General features: G+C 68.1%; 28 protein-coding genes. 22 read left to right on the plus strand and 6 right to left on the minus strand.

The features are described from left to right. Positions 1 to 54 precede the first annotated feature (54 nt). The 20 genes from rplN (at position 55) to truA (ending at position 12,189) form a co-directional block, all read left to right on the plus strand. A complete protein-coding gene (gene rplN / locus ACZ6KF_RS07305) occupies positions 55 to 423 on the plus strand; it encodes a 50S ribosomal protein L14 (RefSeq protein WP_003998823.1) in 369 nt (122 codons plus the stop codon). Positions 424 to 425: 2 nt separating this feature from the next. Then, positions 426 to 749 carry a 50S ribosomal protein L24 gene (gene rplX, locus ACZ6KF_RS07310; RefSeq protein ID WP_009327082.1) on the plus strand — a complete coding sequence of 108 codons (324 nt, stop codon included), beginning with the start codon at positions 426 to 428 and terminating at the stop codon, positions 747 to 749. Next, entirely contained in the window at positions 749 to 1,306 is a 558-nt protein-coding gene (gene rplE, locus ACZ6KF_RS07315; RefSeq protein WP_356627492.1) for a 50S ribosomal protein L5, read from the plus strand. The genes rplX and rplE overlap by 1 nt, the downstream gene beginning before the upstream one ends. A gap of 5 nt (positions 1,307 to 1,311) precedes the next feature. Next, positions 1,312 to 1,497, plus strand: a complete 186-nt coding sequence (locus ACZ6KF_RS07320) for a type Z 30S ribosomal protein S14 (protein WP_003956452.1) — start codon at positions 1,312 to 1,314, stop codon at positions 1,495 to 1,497. 213 nt (positions 1,498 to 1,710) lie between these two features. Further along, positions 1,711 to 2,109 (plus strand): 30S ribosomal protein S8, encoded by a 399-nt coding sequence (gene rpsH, locus ACZ6KF_RS07325; RefSeq protein WP_006130772.1) that lies wholly within the window; start codon positions 1,711 to 1,713, stop codon positions 2,107 to 2,109. Positions 2,110 to 2,133: 24 nt separating this feature from the next. After that, positions 2,134 to 2,673 (plus strand): 50S ribosomal protein L6, encoded by a 540-nt coding sequence (gene rplF / locus ACZ6KF_RS07330; protein WP_356627491.1) that lies wholly within the window; start codon positions 2,134 to 2,136, stop codon positions 2,671 to 2,673. Between the two features lie 3 nt (positions 2,674 to 2,676). After that, on the plus strand, positions 2,677 to 3,060 hold the full coding sequence (gene rplR / locus ACZ6KF_RS07335; RefSeq protein WP_029380981.1) for a 50S ribosomal protein L18: 384 nt from the start codon (positions 2,677 to 2,679) through the stop codon (positions 3,058 to 3,060). A gap of 67 nt (positions 3,061 to 3,127) precedes the next feature. Next, positions 3,128 to 3,733 carry a 30S ribosomal protein S5 gene (gene rpsE / locus ACZ6KF_RS07340; RefSeq protein WP_324936594.1) on the plus strand — a complete coding sequence of 202 codons (606 nt, stop codon included), beginning with the start codon at positions 3,128 to 3,130 and terminating at the stop codon, positions 3,731 to 3,733. Positions 3,734 to 3,735: 2 nt separating this feature from the next. After that, positions 3,736 to 3,918, plus strand: a complete 183-nt coding sequence (rpmD, locus tag ACZ6KF_RS07345; protein ID WP_004927226.1) for a 50S ribosomal protein L30 — start codon at positions 3,736 to 3,738, stop codon at positions 3,916 to 3,918. A 2-nt stretch (positions 3,919 to 3,920) separates the two neighbouring features. Then, positions 3,921 to 4,376 (plus strand): 50S ribosomal protein L15, encoded by a 456-nt coding sequence (rplO, locus tag ACZ6KF_RS07350; RefSeq protein WP_067018996.1) that lies wholly within the window; start codon positions 3,921 to 3,923, stop codon positions 4,374 to 4,376. Positions 4,377 to 4,618: 242 nt separating this feature from the next. Beyond that, positions 4,619 to 5,932 (plus strand): preprotein translocase subunit SecY, encoded by a 1,314-nt coding sequence (secY, locus tag ACZ6KF_RS07355; RefSeq protein WP_356627489.1) that lies wholly within the window; start codon positions 4,619 to 4,621, stop codon positions 5,930 to 5,932. Continuing rightward, positions 5,932 to 6,594 carry an adenylate kinase gene (locus ACZ6KF_RS07360; protein WP_356627488.1) on the plus strand — a complete coding sequence of 221 codons (663 nt, stop codon included), beginning with the start codon at positions 5,932 to 5,934 and terminating at the stop codon, positions 6,592 to 6,594. The genes secY and ACZ6KF_RS07360 overlap by 1 nt, the downstream gene beginning before the upstream one ends. Before the next feature lie 214 nt (positions 6,595 to 6,808). Next, positions 6,809 to 7,645, plus strand: a complete 837-nt coding sequence (map, locus tag ACZ6KF_RS07365; protein WP_356627487.1) for a type I methionyl aminopeptidase — start codon at positions 6,809 to 6,811, stop codon at positions 7,643 to 7,645. Between the two features lie 204 nt (positions 7,646 to 7,849). Next, positions 7,850 to 8,071 (plus strand): translation initiation factor IF-1, encoded by a 222-nt coding sequence (infA, locus tag ACZ6KF_RS07370; protein ID WP_003948620.1) that lies wholly within the window; start codon positions 7,850 to 7,852, stop codon positions 8,069 to 8,071. Positions 8,072 to 8,131: 60 nt separating this feature from the next. After that, positions 8,132 to 8,245 carry a 50S ribosomal protein L36 gene (gene rpmJ / locus ACZ6KF_RS07375; RefSeq protein ID WP_003998809.1) on the plus strand — a complete coding sequence of 38 codons (114 nt, stop codon included), beginning with the start codon at positions 8,132 to 8,134 and terminating at the stop codon, positions 8,243 to 8,245. A 189-nt stretch (positions 8,246 to 8,434) separates the two neighbouring features. Beyond that, positions 8,435 to 8,815, plus strand: coding sequence for a 30S ribosomal protein S13 (gene rpsM / locus ACZ6KF_RS07380; protein ID WP_006130767.1), 381 nt, complete (start codon positions 8,435 to 8,437; stop codon positions 8,813 to 8,815). Positions 8,816 to 8,881: 66 nt separating this feature from the next. Further along, a complete protein-coding gene (gene rpsK, locus ACZ6KF_RS07385) occupies positions 8,882 to 9,286 on the plus strand; it encodes a 30S ribosomal protein S11 (protein WP_003956432.1) in 405 nt (134 codons plus the stop codon). Between the two features lie 122 nt (positions 9,287 to 9,408). Continuing rightward, on the plus strand, positions 9,409 to 10,431 hold the full coding sequence (locus ACZ6KF_RS07390; protein ID WP_003966937.1) for a DNA-directed RNA polymerase subunit alpha: 1,023 nt from the start codon (positions 9,409 to 9,411) through the stop codon (positions 10,429 to 10,431). Between the two features lie 215 nt (positions 10,432 to 10,646). After that, a complete protein-coding gene (gene rplQ / locus ACZ6KF_RS07395; protein ID WP_469237651.1) occupies positions 10,647 to 11,189 on the plus strand; it encodes a 50S ribosomal protein L17 in 543 nt (180 codons plus the stop codon). 142 nt (positions 11,190 to 11,331) lie between these two features. Continuing rightward, a complete protein-coding gene (gene truA, locus ACZ6KF_RS07400; RefSeq protein ID WP_469237653.1) occupies positions 11,332 to 12,189 on the plus strand; it encodes a tRNA pseudouridine(38-40) synthase TruA in 858 nt (285 codons plus the stop codon). 60 nt (positions 12,190 to 12,249) lie between these two features. Here the strand turns inward: truA and ACZ6KF_RS07405 are convergent, their stop codons facing one another. The 6 genes from ACZ6KF_RS07405 to ACZ6KF_RS07430 form a co-directional block, all read right to left on the minus strand. Further along, the gene (locus ACZ6KF_RS07405; RefSeq protein ID WP_469237655.1) at positions 12,250 to 14,280 is read right to left on the minus strand and encodes an acyltransferase family protein; all 2,031 of its coding nucleotides are present in this window, start codon (positions 14,278 to 14,280) and stop codon (positions 12,250 to 12,252) included. Positions 14,281 to 14,294: 14 nt separating this feature from the next. Beyond that, on the minus strand, positions 14,295 to 15,392 hold the full coding sequence (gene manB / locus ACZ6KF_RS07410) for a mannose-1-phosphate guanylyltransferase (protein WP_469237659.1): 1,098 nt from the start codon (positions 15,390 to 15,392) through the stop codon (positions 14,295 to 14,297). A gap of 15 nt (positions 15,393 to 15,407) precedes the next feature. Next, positions 15,408 to 16,637: a glycoside hydrolase family 113 gene (locus tag ACZ6KF_RS07415; protein ID WP_356627482.1), complete on the minus strand. Its 1,230-nt coding sequence runs from the start codon at positions 16,635 to 16,637 to the stop codon at positions 15,408 to 15,410. Between the two features lie 21 nt (positions 16,638 to 16,658). Next, on the minus strand, positions 16,659 to 18,110 hold the full coding sequence (locus ACZ6KF_RS07420; protein ID WP_356627481.1) for a glycosyltransferase family 2 protein: 1,452 nt from the start codon (positions 18,108 to 18,110) through the stop codon (positions 16,659 to 16,661). A 243-nt stretch (positions 18,111 to 18,353) separates the two neighbouring features. Then, positions 18,354 to 19,760, minus strand: a complete 1,407-nt coding sequence (locus ACZ6KF_RS07425) for a glycoside hydrolase family 26 protein (protein ID WP_469237663.1) — start codon at positions 19,758 to 19,760, stop codon at positions 18,354 to 18,356. After that, entirely contained in the window at positions 19,757 to 20,644 is an 888-nt protein-coding gene (locus ACZ6KF_RS07430; protein ID WP_356627479.1) for a hypothetical protein, read from the minus strand. The genes ACZ6KF_RS07425 and ACZ6KF_RS07430 overlap by 4 nt, the downstream gene beginning before the upstream one ends. Before the next feature lie 553 nt (positions 20,645 to 21,197). Here ACZ6KF_RS07430 and rplM point away from each other — a divergent pair. Both rplM and rpsI read left to right on the plus strand, forming a co-directional pair. Next, a complete protein-coding gene (gene rplM, locus ACZ6KF_RS07435) occupies positions 21,198 to 21,641 on the plus strand; it encodes a 50S ribosomal protein L13 (RefSeq protein ID WP_276110719.1) in 444 nt (147 codons plus the stop codon). A 42-nt stretch (positions 21,642 to 21,683) separates the two neighbouring features. Then, the gene (gene rpsI / locus ACZ6KF_RS07440) at positions 21,684 to 22,196 is read left to right on the plus strand and encodes a 30S ribosomal protein S9 (RefSeq protein WP_356627478.1); all 513 of its coding nucleotides are present in this window, start codon (positions 21,684 to 21,686) and stop codon (positions 22,194 to 22,196) included. The last annotated feature ends 106 nt before the right edge of the window (positions 22,197 to 22,302 follow it).

Below are 22,302 nucleotides of genomic sequence, written 5' to 3' on the forward strand. Positions count from 1 at the left end.
GGGGCCGCTCGATGAGAGGCCCCCGGGGAACCGGCAGACGATCAGGAGATAGACGTGATCCAGCAGGAGTCGCGACTGCGTGTCGCCGACAACACTGGTGCGAAGGAGATCCTTTGCATCCGTGTGCTCGGTGGCTCCGGTCGCCGCTACGCGGGCATCGGTGACGTCATCGTCGCCACCGTCAAGGACGCGATCCCCGGTGGCAACGTGAAGAAGGGTGACGTCGTCAAGGCGGTCATCGTTCGCACCGTCAAGGAGCGCCGCCGTCCGGACGGCTCGTACATCCGCTTCGACGAGAACGCCGCCGTCATTCTGAAGAACGACGGCGACCCTCGCGGCACCCGTATCTTCGGCCCGGTGGGCCGTGAGCTGCGCGAGAAGAAGTTCATGAAGATCATCTCGCTCGCGCCGGAGGTGCTGTAAGCATGAAGATCAAGAAGGGCGACCTGGTCCAGGTCATCACCGGTAAGGACAAGGGCAAGCAGGGCAAGGTCATCGCGGCCTTCCCCCGCGAGGACCGCGTCCTGGTCGAGGGTGTCAACCGGGTCAAGAAGCACACCAAGGCCGGCCCCACCGCTCGCGGTTCGCAGGCCGGCGGGATCGTGACCACCGAGGCCCCCATCCACGTGAGCAACGTTCAGCTCGTCGTGGAGAAGGACGGCAAGAAGGTCGTGACCCGCGTCGGTTACCGCTTCGACGAAGAGGGCAACAAGATCCGCGTTGCCAAGCGGACGGGTGAGGACATCTGATGGCTACCACCACCACTCCGCGTCTGAAGACGAAGTACCGCGAGGAGATCGCGGGCAAGCTGCGTGAGCAGTTCCAGTACGAGAACGTCATGCAGGTCCCCGGCCTCGTCAAGATCGTGGTCAACATGGGTGTCGGCGACGCCGCCCGTGACTCGAAGCTGATCGAGGGCGCGATCCGCGACCTGACCACCATCACCGGTCAGAAGCCGGCCGTCACCAAGGCCCGCAAGTCCATCGCGCAGTTCAAGCTGCGCGAGGGCCAGCCGATCGGCGCCCACGTCACGCTCCGTGGCGACCGCATGTGGGAGTTCCTGGACCGCACCCTGTCGCTCGCGCTGCCGCGCATCCGCGACTTCCGCGGCCTGTCCCCCAAGCAGTTCGACGGCCGTGGCAACTACACCTTCGGTCTCACGGAGCAGGTCATGTTCCACGAGATCGACCAGGACAAGATCGACCGTGTCCGGGGTATGGACATCACCGTGGTCACCACGGCGACCAACGACGAAGAGGGCCGTGCCCTTCTCCGTCACCTCGGCTTCCCGTTCAAGGAGGCGTGAGCGAGATGGCGAAGAAGGCTCTCATCGCGAAGGCTGCTCGCAAGCCCAAGTTCGGCGTGCGCGCGTACACCCGCTGCCAGCGCTGCGGTCGTCCGCACTCCGTCTACCGCAAGTTCGGCCTGTGCCGCGTGTGCCTTCGTGAGATGGCTCACCGTGGCGAGCTGCCGGGCGTGACCAAGAGCTCCTGGTAATCCCCCCTTTCAGGGATTAGCAGGACTCTCGGTAAGTATCTGGGGCGGCCAGGCGCCCACCTCCCATGCCGTAAGCTGGTGGGGTTGGGCGTCTGCCGCCGCCCGTACGACTTACTACGCCGTAGGTCCACCGCGCCGCACCCGTCCCGTCTCGGATCGGGGAGAGGGATGGCGCACCAGGAAACCCCGGCGAGAGAGGCCGAAGGCCAATTCATGACCATGACTGATCCGATCGCAGACATGCTTACGCGTCTGCGGAACGCGAACTCGGCATACCACGACACCGTGTCGATGCCGCACTCGAAGATCAAGTCGCACATCGCGGAGATCCTCCAGCAGGAGGGCTTCATCACGGGCTGGAAGGTCGAGGACGCCGAGGTCGGCAAGAACCTCGTCCTCGAGCTGAAGTTCGGCCCGAACCGTGAGCGCTCCATTGCGGGCATCAAGCGGATCTCCAAGCCCGGTCTCCGGGTGTACGCGAAGTCCACCAACCTGCCGAAGGTGCTGGGCGGCCTGGGCGTGGCGATCATCTCCACGTCGCACGGGCTCCTCACCGACAAGCAGGCCGGCAAGAAGGGCGTGGGTGGGGAAGTCCTCGCCTACGTCTGGTAGCGGAAGGGAACGGAGGCAACAGCTATGTCGCGCATCGGCAAGCTCCCCATCGCGGTTCCCGCCGGCGTGGACGTCACCATCGATGGCCGCACGGTCAAGGTCAAGGGCCCCAAGGGCGAACTGACCCACACCGTCGCCGCGCCGATCGAGATCGTCAAGGGTGAGGACGGCGTTCTGAACGTCACCCGCCCGAACGACGAGCGTCAGAACAAGGCCCTGCACGGCCTGTCCCGCACGCTGGTGGCGAACATGATCACCGGCGTGACCCAGGGTTACGTGAAGAAGCTCGAGATCAGCGGTGTCGGTTACCGCGTCCAGGCCAAGGGCTCCAACCTGGAGTTCTCCCTGGGCTACAGCCACCCGATCACGGTCGAGGCCCCCGAGGGGATCACCTTCAAGGTGGAGAACCCGACCCGTTTCTCGGTCGAGGGCATCGACAAGCAGAAGGTCGGCGAGGTTGCGGCCAACATCCGCAAGCTGCGCAAGCCCGACCCGTACAAGGCCAAGGGCGTCAAGTACGAGGGCGAAGTCATCCGCCGCAAGGTCGGAAAGGCGGGTAAGTAAGCCATGGCATACGGGCAGAAGATCCTCAAGGGCGACGCCTACAAGCGCGCCGCGATCAAGCGCCGTCACATCCGGATCCGCAAGAAGGTCTCGGGTACTGCGGAGCGTCCCCGTCTGGTCGTGACCCGCTCCAACCGCCACATCGTGGCGCAGGTGATCGACGATCTGAAGGGCCACACCCTGGCGTCGGCGTCCACGCTGGACGCCTCGATCCGCGGTGGCGAGGGCGACAAGTCCGCGCAGGCCAAGCAGGTGGGCGCCCTGGTCGCCGAGCGTGCCAAGGCCGCCGGTGTCGAGGCCGTCGTGTTCGACCGTGGTGGCAACCAGTACGCCGGGCGCATCGCCGCCCTGGCGGACGCCGCCCGCGAAGCCGGCCTGAAGTTCTAGAGCCGCCCGTCGCGGAACGACTCAGTCGTTACCGCGTAGCTAGCGGAAACAGAGAGAGGTAATTCCAATGGCTGGACCCCAGCGCCGCGGAAGCGGTGCCGGTGGCGGCGAGCGGCGGGACCGGAAGGGCCGTGACGGCGGCGCAGCTGCCGCCGAGAAGACCGCTTACGTTGAGCGCGTCGTCGCGATCAACCGCGTCGCCAAGGTTGTGAAGGGTGGTCGTCGCTTCAGCTTCACCGCGCTGGTCGTGGTGGGCGACGGTGACGGCACCGTGGGTGTCGGATACGGCAAGGCCAAGGAGGTGCCGGCCGCCATCGCCAAGGGCGTTGAGGAGGCCAAGAAGCACTTCTTCAAGGTCCCCCGCATCCAGGGCACCATCCCGCACCCGATCCAGGGTGAGAAGGCTGCCGGCGTCGTGCTGCTCAAGCCCGCGTCGCCCGGTACCGGCGTTATCGCCGGTGGCCCGGTGCGTGCCGTGCTCGAGTGCGCCGGTATTCACGACGTGCTGTCGAAGTCGCTCGGCTCCGACAACGCCATCAACATCGTGCACGCGACCGTGGCGGCCCTCAAGGGCCTGCAGCGTCCCGAGGAGATCGCGGCCCGCCGTGGTCTGCCCCTCGAGGACGTCGCTCCCGCGGCTCTCCTTCGTGCGCGTGCCGGGGCGGGTGCGTAATCATGGCGCAGCTCAGGATCACGCAGGTCAAGTCCTACATCGGCAGCAAGCAGAACCACCGTGACACCCTGCGGTCCCTTGGTCTCAAGGGCATCAACACGCAGGTCGTCAAGGAGGACCGCCCCGAGTTCCGCGGCATGGTGCACACCGTCCGCCACCTCGTGACGGTCGAGGAGGTCGACTGATCATGGCGGAGAACAACCCGCTCAAGATCCACAACCTCCGTCCGGCCCCGGGCGCCAAGACCGCCAAGACCCGTGTGGGTCGTGGTGAGGCGTCGAAGGGTAAGACGGCCGGTCGTGGTACCAAGGGCACCAAGGCCCGTTACCAGGTTCCGGAGCGCTTCGAGGGTGGCCAGATGCCGCTCCACATGCGCCTCCCGAAGCTGAAGGGCTTCAAGAACCCGTTCAAGACCGAGTACCAGGTCGTGAACCTCGACAAGCTGGCCGCGCTGTACCCCGAGGGTGGCGAGGTCACCGTCGAGGGCCTCGTGGCCAAGGGCGCGGTGCGCAAGAACAGCCTCGTCAAGGTCCTCGGCCAGGGCGAGATCTCCGTGGCGCTGCAGGTGACGGTCGACGCCGTCTCCGGCTCCGCCAAGGAGAAGATCACCGCCGCCGGCGGCACCGTCACCGAGCTCGTCTGAACACCTCGGACGTCTTGTTGACTTGAGCGATCCCGACCGGGGATACCCCACAAAAGGGGTATCCCCGGTTGGTCGTTCCTAGGGTGGCGGTCCCGCGGGTAAGGTGGCCTGCACTGCCGACTTCCACTGGTGCGCCTGCTGGGGCACTCTGGGCGGCAGTTGTCCGTTAAAAAGTCGTTGTTCTGTTGGAACCTCAATACCGTCACCCTTGACGCAGATGCGCGGGGGTCGCAGGAGGCACCGTGCTCACCGCGTTCGCCCGGGCGTTCAAGACGCCCGACCTGCGCAAGAAGCTGCTCTTCACGCTCGGCATCATCGTGGTGTACCGGGTCGGTACACACGTGCCGATTCCGGGCGTCGACTACCAGAACGTCCAGACCTGTATCGACGTGGCCAAGGGCAACCAGGGCCTGTTCGGTCTGGTGAACATGTTCAGCGGCGGTGCACTGCTGCAGATCACGATCTTCGCGCTCGGCATCATGCCGTACATCACCGCGAGCATCATCCTGCAGCTTCTGACGGTGGTGATCCCGCGCCTGGAGGCCCTGAAGAAGGAGGGCCAGTCCGGCACGGCGAAGATCACGCAGTACACCCGCTACCTGACCGTGGCGCTGGCCATCCTGCAGGGCACCGGCCTCGTCGCCACCGCCCGCAGCGGCGCCCTCTTCCAGGGCTGCCCCGTCGCGAGCGACATCGTTCCCGACCAGTCGATCTTCGTGACCGTCACCATGGTCATCGTGATGACCGCCGGCACCGCCGTCGTGATGTGGCTCGGCGAGCTGATCACCGACCGCGGCATCGGCAACGGCATGTCGATCCTGATGTTCATCTCGATCGCCGCGACCTTCCCGGCCGCGCTGTGGGCCATCAAGGAGCAGGGCACCCTGGCCGACGGCTGGATCGAGTTCGGGACCGTCATCCTGGTCGGTCTGTTCATGGTCGGTCTGGTGGTCTTCGTCGAGCAGGCTCAGCGCCGGATCCCGGTCCAGTACGCCAAGCGTATGATCGGCCGCCGTTCCTACGGTGGTACGTCCACCTACATCCCTCTCAAGGTGAACCAGGCGGGTGTGATTCCCGTCATCTTCGCCTCGTCACTGCTCTACATCCCCGCGCTGATCGCGCAGTTCTCCAGCGGCACGTCGAGCTGGAAGACCTGGATCGAGGCGAATCTCGTGCAGGGAGATGACCCGATCTATATCGCTCTGTACTTCTTGCTCATTGTTTTCTTCGCGTTCTTCTACGTGGCGATCTCCTTCAACCCCGAGGAAGTCGCGGACAACATGAAGAAGTATGGTGGCTTCATCCCGGGCATCCGGGCTGGCCGTCCGACCGCTGAGTACCTCAGCTACGTACTCAACCGGATCACCTGGCCGGGTTCGCTGTACCTGGGTCTGATCGCTCTCGTGCCGACGATGGCGTTGGTTGGTTTCGGGGCAAACCAGAACTTCCCGTTCGGCGGTACCAGCATCCTGATCATCGTGGGTGTCGGTCTCGAGACGGTGAAGCAGATCGAGAGCCAGCTCCAGCAGCGCAATTACGAAGGGTTCCTCCGCTGATGCGAATCGTCCTCGTCGGGCCGCCGGGCGCGGGCAAGGGTACGCAAGCCACCCGCCTTGCCGAGAAGCTGTCGATCCCGCACATCTCCACGGGCGACCTGTTCCGGGCCAACATCAGTCGGCAGACGGAACTCGGCAAGCTCGCGAAGTCCTACATGGACGCCGGCAACCTGGTGCCGGACGAGGTCACGATCGCGATGGCCAAGGACCGCATGGAGCAGCCGGACGCCGAGAAGGGCTTCCTGCTCGACGGCTTCCCGCGCAACGTCTCGCAGGCCGAGGCGCTGGACGAGCTGCTGCGGACCGAGGACATCCGGCTGGACGCCGTGCTGGACCTGGAAGCCCCCGAGGACGAGGTCGTCAAGCGGATCGCCGGCCGGCGCATCTGCCGCAACGACTCCGCGCACGTCTTCCACGTCTCGTACAGCGCGCCGAAGCAGGAGGGCGTCTGCGACGTCTGCGGCGGCGAGCTGTACCAGCGGGACGACGACTCCGAGGACACCGTCCGCAAGCGGCTCGAGGTCTACCACACGCAGACCGAGCCGATCATCGACTACTACAAGGCGCAGGGACTGGTCGTGACCATCTCGGCGCTGGGTCCGGTGGACGAGGTCACGGGCCGCGCCCTGGAGGCCCTCAAGCGCGACGAGGACGGCCGGTAGCCGTTCGTGCACAGCGAACAGCCGCGGCTCCCCTGGTGGGGGGCCGCGGCTGCTGTGTGGACGGCCGCCGTGCGCCCTTATGGTGGAAAGAGTCCGCCCGGGCCGCCCCCGGCAGCCTGGGTCGTCGCAGCCGTCCGCCGCCGGAGCCGTCCGGCGCCGTTCCTCCCCCTTCCGTCCCCGGTCCCGTCGAGGTCCGAGAAAGGCCGTAGTCCCCATGGTGCAGATCAAGAGCCCCGAGCAGATCGCCAGGATGCGTGCGGCGGGGCTGGTGGTCGCCGCGATCCACGCCGCGACCCGTGAGGCCGCCGTGCCCGGCGCCAGCACCAAGGACCTGGACGAGGTCGCGCGCAAGGTGCTCGCCGAGCACGGAGCCAAGTCCAACTTCCTCGGCTACGGAGGGTTCCCGGCGACGATCTGCACGTCCGTGAACGAGGTCGTGGTGCACGGCATCCCGTCCGAGGACGTCGTCCTCAAGGACGGGGACATCATCTCCATCGACTGCGGCGCGGTCGTCGACGGCTGGCACGGCGACGCCGCCTACACGGCGTTCGTGGGGTCCGGTCACGCCCCGGAGCTGATCGAGCTGTCCCGGGTGACCGAGGAGTCGATGTGGGCGGGCATCGCGGCCATGAAGCAGGGCAACCGGCTGGTGGACGTGTCCAGGGCCATCGAGACGTACATCCGGCGCCAGCCCAGGCCCGGCGGCGGGCGGTACGGGATCATCGAGGACTACGGCGGCCACGGCATCGGCACCGAGATGCACATGGACCCGCATCTGCTGAACTACGTCGACCGGCGGCGCGGCAAGGGACCCAAGCTGGTGCCCGGCTTCTGCCTCGCCATCGAGCCGATGGTGTCGCTGGGCACCCCGCGCACGCGCGTGCTCGAGGACGACTGGACGGTCATCACCACGGACGGCACCTGGTCGTCGCACTGGGAGCACTCGGTCGCGCTGACCGAGGCGGGCCCGCTGGTGCTGACCGCGCCGGACGGCGGCCGGGCGAAGCTGGCGGAGTACGGGATCTCCGCGGCGCCGGACCCGCTGGGCTGAGAGCCGCCGTCACGGCGCGCCGCCCCGGGCACGGCGTTCGGGTGCGTGGCGTTCGGGCTTAGGGATCTTCCGAGTGGGGCAGACTGTCGCGATTCGTGTTTCCGGGAGCGCTGACGTAGACTGACTCGTCGGCTCTCGTGCACCCGCATGTCCGCATGCGGTCGTACGAAGGTCGATCAAGGTAGTCGATTCGAAGGGCGAAGCGTGGCCAAGAAGCAAGGTGCCATCGAGATCGAGGGCACTGTCGTCGAGTCTCTTCCGAACGCCATGTTCAAGGTCGAGCTCCAGAACGGCCACCAGGTCCTGGCACACATCAGCGGCAAGATGCGCATGCACTACATCCGCATCCTCCCTGACGACCGGGTCGTGGTGGAGCTGTCTCCGTACGACCTGACGCGTGGCCGGATCGTCTACCGGTACAAGTAGATCTTGCCCACACCCCGGGCGACCGGGGTCGCCGGCAACTGACCCGGAGAACCTCACCCCATGAAGGTCAAGCCGAGCGTCAAGAAGATCTGCGACAAGTGCAGGGTGATCCGCCGTCACGGTCGGGTCATGGTCATCTGCGAGAACCCGCGCCACAAGCAGCGCCAGGGCTGACCGCAGGATCATTCCCTCTGCCCTCCGCAGAGATTCGCGCGACGCGAGCTGAATATGTTCATACGCAGGGCCCGGACGCGCGCGCGTCCGACACCCCCGGTTCGGAGGCCGGGGACCCAGTTCGTACCTGGTACGGCGGCTGGGATCCGGTCCTGTGGAAGACCTCCGAAGATCAACTGGAGCCATTGAATGGCACGCGTTTCCGGTGTTGACATCCCGCGCGAAAAGCGCGTGGAGATCGCCCTCACCTACGTGTTCGGCATCGGCCGGACCCTCTCCCAGCAGACGCTGGCCGCCACCGGCGTGGACCCGAACACCCGTGTTCGGGACCTCACCGAGGAGCAGCTGGTCGCGATCCGCGAATACGTCGACAACAACATCAAGACCGAGGGTGACCTCCGTCGCGAGATCCAGGCCGACATCCGCCGCAAGGTGGAGATCGGCACCTACCAGGGTCTGCGGCACCGCCGCGGTCTGCCCGTCCGCGGTCAGCGCACCAGCACCAACGCTCGCACCCGCAAGGGCCCGCGTCGCGCCATCGCCGGCAAGAAGAAGCCGGGCAAGAAGTAGTCCGCAGCGGACTCGCCGTCCAGCGGTCTTCGCTGTAGGACCGACCACCTCCCGTAGGAGAACGACATGCCCCCCAAGGGACGTCAGGGCGCTGCCAAGAAGGTGCGCCGCAAGGAAAAGAAGAACGTCGCTCACGGCCACGCGCACATCAAGAGCACGTTCAACAACACCATCGTTTCGATCACGGACCCGTCCGGCAACGTGATCTCCTGGGCCTCCGCCGGCCACGTCGGTTTCAAGGGCTCCCGCAAGTCCACGCCGTTCGCCGCGCAGATGGCCGCCGAGTCGGCCGCCCGTCGCGCGCAGGAGCACGGCATGCGCAAGGTCGACGTGTTCGTCAAGGGCCCGGGTTCCGGTCGTGAGACCGCCATCCGCTCGCTCCAGGCGACCGGTCTCGAGGTCGGCTCCATCCAGGACGTCACCCCGACCCCGCACAACGGCTGCCGTCCCCCCAAGCGCCGTCGCGTCTGACCCCGCTTGAATCCGGGACTTCCGGGCGGTACGGCTCCTTCGGGTCGTGCCGCCCGTACCCTTGCAGTACATGGTCGGGCGTCATATAGCGGGCGCCCCCGACTGAAGGATCTGATCCACACATGCTGATCGCTCAGCGTCCCTCGTTGACCGAAGAGGTCGTCGACGAATTCCGCTCCCGGTTCGTGATCGAGCCGCTGGAGCCGGGCTTCGGCTACACCCTCGGCAACTCCCTCCGCCGTACGCTCCTGTCCTCGATCCCCGGCGCGGCCGTCACGTCGATCCGGATCGACGGCGTCCTGCACGAGTTCACCACCGTGCCGGGCGTCAAGGAGGACGTCACCGACCTGATCCTCAACATCAAGCAGCTCGTCGTGAGCAGCGAGCACGACGAGCCGGTCGTGATGTACCTGCGCAAGCAGGGCCCGGGTCTGGTCACCGCCGCCGACATCGCGCCCCCGGCCGGTGTCGAGGTGCACAACCCCGACCTCGTCCTCGCCACGCTCAACGGCAAGGGCAAGCTGGAGATGGAGCTGACGGTCGAGCGCGGCCGCGGCTACGTCTCCGCCGTGCAGAACAAGCAGGTCGGCCAGGAGATCGGCCGTATCCCGGTCGACTCGATCTACTCGCCGGTCCTCAAGGTCACGTACAAGGTCGAGGCCACGCGTGTCGAGCAGCGCACCGACTTCGACAAGCTGATCGTCGACGTCGAGACCAAGCAGGCGATGCGCCCGCGCGACGCCATGGCGTCGGCCGGCAAGACCCTGGTCGAGCTGTTCGGTCTCGCCCGCGAGCTGAACATCGACGCCGAGGGCATCGACATGGGCCCGTCCCCGACGGACGCCGCCCTCGCCGCCGATCTGGCGCTGCCGATCGAGGAGCTGGAGCTCACCGTTCGGTCGTACAACTGCCTCAAGCGTGAGGGCATCCACTCCGTGGGCGAGCTCGTCGCGCGCTCCGAGGCGGACCTGCTCGACATCCGCAACTTCGGCGCCAAGTCGATCGACGAGGTCAAGGCGAAGCTCGCGGGTATGGGCCTCGCGCTGAAGGACTCGCCTCCCGGGTTCGACCCGACCGCCGCCGCCGACGCCTTCGGCGCGGACGACGACGCGGACGCCGGGTTCGTGGAGACCGAGCAGTACTGAGCGCTCCGCGAGGAGGCCGTACTGTGACCGCGGGCCGGTCGTGGCCCGTCGCGCGACGCGACGGAGTCGCGCACCGGCACCGCCCCGCGCCCCTCAGGGGGCGCGGGCCCTCCGGGGCGCCCGAAAGGCGCCCCGGATCTCCGACAGGCGACCGCCTGCTCGGATACTGACTCCGGTACCTGATACGGCCGGGGCAGACACCTAGGAGAAACATCATGCCGAAGCCCACCAAGGGTGCCCGTCTGGGCGGCAGCGCCGCGCACGAGAAGCTGCTCCTCGCGAACCTCGCGAAGTCGCTCTTCGAGCACGGCAAGATCACGACCACCGAGGCGAAGGCCCGCCGCCTGCGGCCCTACGCCGAGCGTCTGATCACCAAGGCGAAGAAGGGCGACCTTCACAACCGCCGCCAGGTGCTCCAGGTCATCACGGACAAGAGCATCGTGCACACGCTCTTCACCGAGATCGGCCCGCGCTACGAGAACCGTCCGGGTGGCTACACCCGTATCACCAAGATCGGCAACCGCCGTGGCGACAACGCGCCCATGGCCGTCATCGAGCTGGTCGAGGCGCTGACGGTGGCGCAGCAGGCGACCGGCGAGGCCGAGGCCGCCACCAAGCGCGCGGTCAAGGAAGACGCCCTCAAGAAGGACGAGGCCGCCGAGGCCACGTCCGACGAGGCCGCCGAGACCAAGGTCGACACCACCAAGGCCGAGGACGCCGCCGAGGAGTCCAAGAACGAGGAGTCGAAGGACGCGTAAGCGTCTGCCGGGGACTGCCCGGTAGCGGCTGCGGCTCCGTCGTGGCCTGTCGCGCAGCTCTCCGCGCCCCCTGTGAGGGGCGTTGCGGGTCCGTTCCCTCCCGGGAGCGGGCCCGCTTTCGTGTTCCTGAGAGGATCTGTACGTGAGTGATGAAGCAGCATCCGGTTACGTCCGCGTCCGGCTCGACCTTTCCTATGACGGCACCGGGTTCCACGGCTGGGCCAAGCAGGCCGGCGGCCGGCGGACCGTGCAGGGCGAGATCGAGGACGCGCTGCGTACGGTGACCCGGTCGAAGGAGACGTACGAGCTGACCGTGGCCGGGCGGACCGACGCCGGGGTGCACGCGCGAGGGCAGGTGGCGCACGTCGACCTGCCGCGCGAGGTGTGGGCCGAGCACCGCGGCAAGCTGCTGAAGCGGCTCGCGGGACGGTTGCCGAGGGATGTGCGGGTGTGGGCGCTCCGGGAGGCGCCGGACGGCTTCAACGCGCGGTTCTCGGCGGTCTGGCGACGCTACGCCTACCGCGTGACGGACAACCCCGGCGGCGTCGATCCGCTGCTGCGCCACCACGTCCTGTGGCACGACTGGCCGCTCGACGTCGACGCCATGAACGAGGCGGCCCGGGCGCTGCTGGGGGAGCACGACTTCGCCGCGTACTGCAAGCGGCGGGAGGGCGCGACGACGATCCGCACGCTCCAGGAGCTGAGCCTGGTGCGCGGCGACGACGGCATCATCACCGCGACGGTCCGGGCGGACGCCTTCTGCCACAACATGGTGCGCTCGCTGATCGGCGCGCTGCTGTTCGTGGGGGACGGTCACCGGGGGCCCGAGTGGCCGGGGAAGGTGCTCGCCGCCGGCGTCCGGGACTCGGCGGTGCATGTCGTGCGGCCGCACGGGCTGACGCTGGAGGAGGTCGGCTATCCGGCGGACGAGCTGCTGGCGGCGCGGAACCGGGAGGCGCGGAACCGGCGGACGCTGGGGCCGCGCGGGGGATGCTGCTGACGGGGGAACGCGGAGGGGACCCGCGGTGGCCACCGCGGGTCCCCCTGTGCTCTTTGCCGGTCAGCCGGCCAGGACCTCTTCGAAGGTCGGCTGGAGGTAGGGCGCCAGGGACTTCGAGTAGCTGCCCGACATGTGGCTGTAATCCCAGTAGACGACGTGTCCGCCGATCACCGCGGGGCAGTAGCCGTCGGCGCAGAACGCGGGGACCGTGTCGACGACGCGGGCCCCGTGCTCCTCCGCCACCTCCCGTTCCATGGTGCGGAACTCCGCGCGGTCGATGACGTTCTCGGCCTTCGGGCTGCACGAGGGCAAGTGGTCCGCACCCTTCGCCAGGCAGTCCGGGACGCTGAAGCCCGGGAAGGGCGTGTCCGTCAGATAGACCAGGTCGGCGCCCGTGCCCTCGAGTGCCTTGAACGTCGTCGTGGCGCCCTCCCGGGTGGTGGTGTTCTGGACGCGGTTCGTGACCACGACGACGTCGGGCTTCGTCTTGGCGATGTGGTCGAGGGCGGTTTTCCGCCAGGCGTCGCACTCGGTGTACTCGCGGCCCAGGTCCTCACGGGTGATCTCATAGGCCTCGGGCGAGCAGCCGCTCTTGATGACCGTGACGACCTTGACGTTCAGTTCCCGCCCCAGCTCGTGGAACGCGTTGCCCCACTGGTAGGCGTGCGAGTCACCCAGCAGGACCAGGGTCCTGTCGGCTCGGGTGTCGCCGATGACGCACTCGTCGCGCAGCTCGAAGCTGGTGATGAGCAGGTCGTCGATGCAGCCGAAGTCGCCCCGGTCCTTGGGCGCGGCGAGCAGTGACTTCTCGCTGATCTCGGGGTTGATCCGCTTGCTCACGGCCGTCTTCACCGACTCGGTGCCCTCGAAGCCGAGTGCCGCGGCGCTTGTGCCGGTGGTGGCGAGCGACAGGTTGAGCGGGACGACGTGGAGGGCTACCACCATGGCGGCGACGGTGGAGGCCGTCAGCGCGCCACCGGTGACCACACCCCGCCAAGGGCTGAGGATGAGGCGCACGTTCTCCCGGAAACGCCGTTCGACCATGTAGTGCATGGCGATCGCAGCGAGGAGGGAGAGCACTGCCACGCGCAGACGGTCGGAGTAGGCGAATTCCCGCTCGACGATGCTCGGCCAGAGAATGAGGATCGGCCAGTGCCAGAGGTACCAGCCGTAGCTGACATTTCCGATGAAGTTGAAGACGGGGTTGTCGAGGATCTTCTCCGCGCCGAAGCGGGGAGCGGCGCAGCCACCCGCGATGACCAGCGCGGCGCCCAGCAGCGGGCCGGCCACCGCATAGCCCGGCAGCGGCGTCTCATCGGTGATGAGCATCGCCGTGACCAGCGCGAAGCCGAGTCCCAGCCAGGTGATGACCGTCGCGAGCCCGGTACTCATGCGGGAGAGGTACGGCGCGAACAGAGCGAGCAGGACGCCGAACGTGATCTCCCAGATGCGGGTGTGGGTGCTGAAGTAGGCGAGCGGCTGGTTCGTGGACGTGTAGGTGTGGCCCAGGTAGAAGGACCCGGCCACCACGGCCATGAGGAAGAGACCCACCAGGAACCGGTTGCGGAAGACGAGCCGGCTGAGCCAGACCAGGGCCACGAGCACCAGCGGGGCCACGACGTAGAACTGCTCCTCGATGCCCAGCGACCAGAAGTGCTGGTACGGGGACTGGCTGCCGTCGTTGGCGAAGTAGTCGGTGCCGGTCTCGACGAGGCGCCAGTTGATGAGGCTCACGGACGCGCTGAGGCCGTCCGACATGTACTCGCGGAAGCGGAACGGGCTGACGTAGATCCAGGACAGGATGGCCGTCACGATGATGGTGATGGCCATGGGCGGGGCGATACGCCGGAAGCGGCGGGCCCAGAACTTGGTCAGGGACACCCGGCCGGTCTTGTCGATCTCGGCGAAGAGCTGGCCACCGATGAGGAAGCCGCTCAGCACGAAGCTGATGTCCACGCCGCCGTGGATGTCGAGAATGCCGCAGTGCATGGCGACCACCATCATGATGGCGACGGCACGCAGGCCCTGAATGTCCGGCCGGTATTTGCGGAGACGCGCTGTCTCCTCGGCCGATGCGCGATGGCGGGTCACGGTTCTCCAGTACTTCAGTGGACCGTCGGGCAGGCGACAGCGGTCCCGCTGACGCGCACCCCCTGGGCGGGAATGCGGATGCCGCACGACAGCCGCAGCTGGGCGGGCAGCTCGTTCTCCGCGCCGACGTGCGTGTGACAGCCGACCACGGCTTCACGGAGGTGGGTGGCGCTGCCGATCGAGGAGTCGTGGTCCACCACGGACTCGTGGATGCGGGCGCCCTCGGCCACGGTGACGTTGCCGCCGATGATCGAGCGGTCGACGGTGACGTGCGCGCCGATGACGGCGTGCGGGCCGATCGTGGAGCCGCCCATGACGCGGGCGGTCGGATGGACGCTGGCCGTCGGGTGGATCAGGGCCTCGGCCGGCCGTCCCACGAGGGGAGAGGTCGCCCGGCCGGTGACCAGGTCGGCGGAGCCGTGCACGAACGCCAGGGGGGTGCCGAGGTCGCGCCAGTAGTCGTCCGTGGTGTGGCCGAACACACGCCGGCCTCGGGCCACGAGTTGCGGAAACGTTTCCTGCTCGACGGAGACCTCACGGTCGGCCGGGATGGCGTCCAGAACGGAACGGCGGAAGACGTAGCAGCCGGCGTTGATCTGGTCGGTGACGCACTCTTCGGCGGTCTTGGGCTTCTCCAGGAAGGACAGCACCCGTCCGTCCCCGTCGGTGGGCACGAGGCCGAAGGCGCGGGGGTCGGCGACGCGGGTCAGGTGCAGCGTCACGTCCGCGTCGCGCTCCCGGTGCCGGCGGAGGATGGCTCGCAGGTCGACGCCCGACAGGATGTCACCGTTCAGGACGAGCACCGGGGCGTCGGCCGGGCCGTGCAGCAGACGGCCGGCGTTGCGGATGGCGCCGCCCGTACCGAGCGGCACGTCCTCGACGGCGTAGGAGATCTGCAGACCCTGGCCGAAGCCCTTGAACTCCTCCTCGAAGAGGCTGGCGAGGTACGAGGTGGCGAACACCACGTGCTCGACGCCCGCGTCCATCAGCTTGGCGATCTGGTGCCGGATGAAGGACTCGCCCGCGACACTGAGGAGGGGCTTGGGGGTGTGGTTCGTGAGGGGGCGCAAGCGGGTTCCCTTGCCGCCCACCAGAATGATGGCTTCTTGCATGATTGCCTCGCTCGGTCAGCTTGCGGTGTCGGTACCGGGGCCCGCGTAGTCGGACGTGAAGCACGACTTGACGGCCTTCTCGGTGAGAGGGCGTCCGGCGAAGTCCAGCCGGGAGGCAACCTTGTCGTCGGGGGCGTCGTTCGGGTCGTCGTCGAAGTAGATCGACCACCAGTACACGCCGCTCATCCGGCGTTCCTGGACGACCCGGCAGACGGCCTTGTACCAGTTGGCCTGCACCTGGGGGTTGACAGCGCGCTTGGTGGTGAAGTCGCCGGGGGCGTGGTAGGCGCCGTTCATGGCGCCGATGCCGGCCTCGGTGATGGTGATCTTCGGCAGAGGGCCGGTGGCCTTCTTGTTCAGCCACTCGTTCCAGCCGTCGACGAGCGTGTCCACCGACGCGTCGTCGGGGACCTTGACGGGGAAGTAGGCGTCGACGCCGAGGTGGTTCACGGGCATGGTGACCGGGCCACGGACGTATGCGTCCCAGTTGGCGTCGTAGGCGACCTCGCCGGCGAAGAGCGTCTCGGCGTCGTCCACGAGCGCGTCCCAGCGGGGGTCGCCCTCCAGCGAGTTCAGCTCGGTGCCGATGACGAAGGTCGCGGACTTCTCCTCGGCAGCCGCCTTCAGATAAGGCGTCACGAACTCGGTGTACGAAGCGAACCAGGCGTCGCGGTCACCGGGCTCGATGTTTCCGCGCCAGCCGCCGTTGTCCGTGTCGAGGGTCGCCTCGTCCATCAGCGGTCGTACGGTCGTGCGCAGTCCGGCCTTGTGGAAGATCTGCAGCACGCGGGCGAGCCGCTCGGGCGTGGGGGTCTTGTCCCCCCGGCTGATCTTCGTGGACTCGAGGTGGCCCGTGAAGAAGGGGAAACTCACGCTGACGGAGTTCGCGTGCAGGCCGACCAGGTAGTCGGAGTGCAGTTTGGCCTGCTTCTCGACGTACTCCAGGGGATGGTCCGGATTGTCCTCCCAGTAGAGCTGGACGCCCCACTGCGGCATGCCCTCCTTCCACTCCTTCGCCACCTTGGCGGTGCCGGCCGTGTCCGGGGAGGCGGGAACACCGGAGTCGTCGCCCCTCGGGGAGCCGTCGGACGACGAGGGCGCCTCGTCCTCGAGCACGAGGTTGGGCACCAGCGATCCGGACTGCCACCGCAGCGGATGGTCGCCGAGGACGAACGGCACCGCGACCACGAAGGAGATGACGGTGATGGGCAGCACGGAGAGCAGCGGCAAGCGGGCGCGCTTCATGAGATGTCGGTGTCTTCCGGGTCAGGCGGGCTTGGCGATGACGACGAACTTGTTCTCCTCGCGGCGGATGAACTTCATCAGCCCCTTGAAGCCGCCGAGCCCTTCGAGAAGGGAGAACAGGGGCAGCAGCAGGAGCACCGCGAACGGCTCCCACCACTTGCGCCTGCCGTTGACCGACGCGATCGCGTTGAGCCGCAGGCCCTCCCAGTACGCCCAGATCACATAGGCGAAGCTGATCGACCACAGCACCACCACCGACTGGGTCACCGGGGAGGTGTTCATGTCGTTGATGAGCCAGCCCGCCAGGAGGATGGTGCCGACGTGCTGCAGCGGGCCCAGGATCCAGCTGGTGACGCACATGGTCATGAACCAGCGGTAGCGCAGCGGCACCTTGCGGTTGAAGCACAGCGCGACCAGGCCCCAGGCCCAGCGCTCGCGCTGCTTGACGAAGTCCTTCATGTTGGCGGGCGAGGCGCCGTAGCAGCGGCCGTTGAACCAGTCGCTGCGGCCCGGGTACAGGCGGCAGAAGGTCAGTGCGAGCCGGGCGTCCTCGACGATCTCCTTCGGGCCGAAGTCCCAGCCGATCTCCGCCTCGATGGAGGCGCGCAGCACCAGCAGTTCGCCGTGCACGCCGGCCGCGGGGGTGCCCAGCCCGGTGAACGCGCGGAACCGCGCGATGTCGTCCGCGGGCCGGATGGCGTCGGCGAACCAGGTGAACATGTTCACCGCGTTCTCGCGCGGATAGGTCAGGATGCCCTGCGCCATGTGCTTGACCTCGTCGGGGGTCGCACGGCGCTGGCGGTTGATGAACTGGGCCAGGGACGAGGCGGTGTCGGGGCCGACGCCGGTGTCGTCGTCCATGTGCAGCACCCACACGTGGTCGAGGGCCTCGCCCTCCTCGATGCGCAGTTCGTGGGCGTAGTTGTTGGCGCGCGCCTTGAACCGGGTCCCGTTCCTCGTCTCGTACGCCTTGGGCACGGTCACCACGCGGATCAGCGGGTTCGTCGCGGCCAGCGCGTCGATCCGCTCGGCGGCCTCGCAGCCCTCCTCGGTGAGCACGTCGACCCGCATGTACGGGAACCACTCAGGGAGGTGCTCGACGTAGGAGAGGACGGACCTCTCCAGGGCCGGGTAGGTGTCGTGGCGGCCGATCGTGGGCACGAGGACGATCAGGAAGTCCTGCTCGACCAGCGCGGGCGGGGCCATCAGGTGGGCCTTGCGGGCCCGTCGGCGGATCAGCAGGAAACCCTGGAGCGACACCAGCACGCCGGGCACCGGCAGCGCCCAGCAGATGGTGATCAGCCAGGCGAGCGGCGAGTCGCTCGGCGTGTACGACCAGAGGCTGAAGAAGGTGAGGAACACCAGCGGAATCAGGAAGGGCATGATGCCCGGCTTCCACGAAGCCGTGCGCTTGGCGAGCTTCTGGTTGTGCCGCGAATGCGGCAGCCCCCCATCGAGCATTGTCGATGCCATGACGACTGCGGAACTCCCGTGAGATCGATAGTGCGTTGAGGCAACAGATCTCGGTCATGGCACGGCGCAGCGCGCCGCGACAGACTTGCTCCGGGTTTCTGCCCCCCGAACGCCACCCTTGGCGTATCGGCACGCGCCGCTCAGATGCCCCCCCAGGCGCCCAAACACCATGCCGAACAGAGGCACGATTCTTGCATGACACATCGAATGCGTGAATGCCTGTGTGGATGATGTGTTCAAACGTTAACCAAGTTGGCTCTTGTGTAGTGACCTGAAGTCGAATCCGGCGTTCCGTTCGTTTCCGCCCGTGATGACCCGTGGTGAACCGTATGTACGTTTGACGTCGTCGCCGGTGTTCCGCCCCGTCGGCTCGGAGAGGTTGTCGAACGTCAGCGACTGACCCCACACCGTCCACAGCACCCACGGCGTCCTCGACAGGGTGTCCGGCTGGGCCGCGTTGAGCGGAACGTCGAAGGACTCGGTCACCGCGCGCGGTCGGTCGTACCGTTCGAGGCCCCGGTACCAGACCTCGGTCCACGCGCCGCCGCCGAACGGCCGCTGCGGGCGGTCGCTGTAGTCGTCGACGCCGACGACGTCGACGTACCGGCCGCCGGGGTAGTAGGGGTGGGGCGTCCTGCCGTAGCGGCCGTCCCAGGAGTTGGGCGCCCAGACGAAGAGCAGGTTGTGCAGGCCGCGGCGGTTCACCAGGTAGTCGTACGACAGCCGCCACAGCCGGTGGAACGCGGCCGGGTCCTGGCCCGCCCACCAGAAGCCCTTGCCCGGTGCGGTGTTCATCTCGTGGTACGGCCGCAGCAGTACCGGTACGCCCTGATCGGCGAGGTAACCCAGGTGGTCGGCGAGGAATCCGAGGTCGTACAGCAGTGCCCCGTGCTCCGCCGTGCCCTCGGTGACGACCCGGGTGAACCAGCCGGGGTCCCGGGCGGCGGGGGAGTTGCGGTGCATGGTCTGCGCGAAGCCCTTGACGGGGCTGCCGGGGTAGGGCTGGTGGAAGGAGAGGCCGACCACGCCGGCCGGGCCGCCGCCGTTGTGCGGCAGGGACACCTCGGCGCCGGACGCGCACTCGGTGTGGGCGCCCGAGGGGCGGTGGGAGCCGTCGCCGGCCGGCCGGGGCAGTCCCGCCCACACGCCGACCGCCAGGTCCACGGCGTCGTCGACGTAGCCCCACTGGCGGGCGCATCCGGTCCACGCGCGCGAGTACGGGCGGGACTCGCCGACCGCCCAGCCGGGGTGGCCGTAGCCGGGACCCAGGTCCAGCTCGACGAAGGCGGGCAGGCGGCCGGTGATGTCCCGGGCCTTGCGGTAGTAGTAGCCGGGCTGCTTGGTGCCGCGGTGGTCGCCGTACTTCGGGTTGTAGCGCTCGTTGTGGAGTTCGACGTGCTGGCCGATGAGGGTGCGGCTGGGGCGGCCCCGGCGGGCGTCGTTCTCCAGGCCGGCGAGGAGGGCGTAGACCCGGCGGGCGGCGGGGGTGGCCCGGGGGTCGCGGCTGCGCAGGTCGGTGGGGACGGTCCTGTCGGCGGGCCGGTTTCTGTCGTCCTCTTCCGGCCAGGCCCACAGGCCCAGGGGGGCCAGGACCGCCGACCCGGCGGCGGCTGCGAGCAGGGCGCGGCGTCCGCGTATGTCCGCCGTCACTCGCTCGCCGCGGCCGACGCCTGGGCCTCGCCGCGGCGGCGGATCTGGCGGAACGTGAACTCGGCCAGGTTGTCGCCGGCGGCGAAGACGGCCGTGTCCTGCTGGGTGACGTCCTTGCCGTCGGTGAAGCCCGCGATGGTGAAGTAGGCGTACCGGCCGTAGGCGTTGGTCGTGGAGCGGCAGACGGCGCCGTTGCAGAAGGCGCCCACGCCGCCGCCGGTGAGCGACTTGACGATGCTCTTGTCGTCCGCGTCGTCCTTGGCCTTCGCGGCCTGCGCCTCGGTGTCGAACACCGCCACGCCGACGGTCACCGCGATGCCGTCCTCTGTATAGGTGACGCGCAGCAGGCGGGTGCAGCCGTTGTCGTTCAGGACCTTCGGGAGCGTGCCCTGGACGGCGGTCGCGCAGCTCTTGGTGTCGGCGGTCGGGCCCTTCTTGTACACCGTCTCGCCCATGGTGAGCTGGGTGCCGGGGAAGAGGGTGTCCGCGCCGAGCGGGGCGGTGTCCTTCTTCTCGCTGGAGACGAAGTCCTTCGGGTCCAGCGGGGGCGGGGCGCTGGTGGGCTCGAACGACGGGATCGCGGTGGTGGACTCGGACGGGATGTCCGCGGTCGCGGGGAGCCGGCCCGACGGGTCGCCGGAGGCCTCGCTGTCGCCGTTCGCCGAGACGACGGCCACCGCGACGGCGGCGCCTATCGCCACGGTGGCGAGGGCGCCGCCCCCGATGAACAGCAGCCTGCGCCGCTTGTTGCGTGCCTCGGACGCCTCGGCGAGCGCGGCCCAGTCCGGGGTCTGCCCGGCGCCGCCGTCGTTCCACGGCTGCTGCGAATGCGGTTTCCAGGGATCCCACTGAGACGGGGGTCCCCCCTGCTGCCCGAAGCTCATGGGGCGCATCTTAGACGGGGGTTGGGGGAGGGGGGTCCGGACGGCCGGGGAGGGGTGGCGGCACGGTGCTGTGGGGGTGTGGACGGGTGCGCCCCGTGCTCGTCCGGCGGGTGGGATCGAGGCCGGGCGGCCCCCGGACCCCGCTCCGGGAGAGTGGGGACCCGCCGTGGGCCGCGGCCCCTCGCACCCGGGTCCCGGGTCCCCGGGGCGGTCCCGCTTCGCCGGACGCGTCCGCGATGTTCCCCCGTTCGGCGGTTGATCTTCCGGGCGGGGGTGTGGCGGCGGTGTGGGTCCGAGGGCGGTTCTGAGGGCGTAAAATCGGGGTGGCCTGCTGGGGCGTCCCGTTTTGACCCCCGGAGGGCCGTGCAGGTACTCTGCATGTTCGTTGTGTATTGGCTTGCTCATTCTCACGGGACGGGCCCTTACACCGGTCCACCGGGCCGATGACCAGCGACCAGCACGCGGTTTGCGTCACCGCAGTGCGGTCTAGGCTGTCGTGATCGTTTCGGTGACCTTGTCTAGGACCATTCACTCGAAGCGAAGGCTACGAACCGTGCGTACGTACAGCCCCAAGCCCGGCGATGTGACGCGCCAGTGGCACGTCATTGACGCTCAGGACGTCGTCCTGGGCCGTCTCGCCACCACCGCCGCCACCCTTCTGCGGGGCAAGCACAAGCCGATCTACGCGCCGCACGTAGACGCTGGTGACTTCGTCATCATCATCAACGCGGACAAGGTGCACCTGTCCGGCAACAAGCGGACCCAGAAGATGGCCTACCGCCACTCCGGCTACCCGGGTGGTCTGCGCTCCGTCCGCTACGACGAGCTGCTGGCCAAGAACCCCGAGAAGGCCGTCGAGAAGGCCGTCAAGGGCATGCTCCCCAAGAACACCCTGGGCCGTCAGATGCTCTCGAAGCTGAAGGTCTACTCGGGCGACCAGCACCCGCACGCTGCCCAGCAGCCGGTGCCGTTCGAGATCACCCAGGTCGCGCAGTAAGTCCGGCCACCCCCTAAGACCGTAGAGAATCTGAGGAGAATCGTGGCCGAGACCACTGCCGAGCAGCCGCTCGAAGAGCTTGACATCGACAGCTACACCACCGAGTCCGAGGTTCCCGTCGAGGGCGAGTACACCTCGGAGTCCCTGGCCTCCCGCTTCGGCGACCCGCAGCCGGCCGCCGGCCTGGGTCGTCGCAAGAACGCCATCGCCCGCGTCCGGATCGTCCCGGGCACCGGCAAGTGGAAGATCAACGGTCGCACCCTCGAGGACTACTTCCCGAACAAGGTGCACCAGCAGGAAGTCAACGAGCCCTTCAAGGTGCTCGAGCTCGAGGGCCGCTACGACGTCATCGCCCGCATCGCGGGCGGCGGCGTCTCCGGTCAGGCCGGCGCCCTGCGTCTCGGTGTCGCCCGTGCGCTGAACGAGGCCGACGTCGACAACAACCGCGGCCCGCTCAAGAAGGCCGGCTTCCTCCGTCGCGACGACCGTGCGGTCGAGCGCAAGAAGGCCGGTCTGAAGAAGGCCCGCAAGGCTCCGCAGTACAGCAAGCGCTAATCCCGGTCGCCTACGGGCCAAGGCCAAGCGCTACTCCGAACGCCCCGGCGGCACGCCTCAGTGCCGCCGGGGCGTTCGTTTTCTCACCGGCACAGGCGTATAACGG

This window comes from Streptomyces sp. NPDC046379, assembly GCF_055587785.1.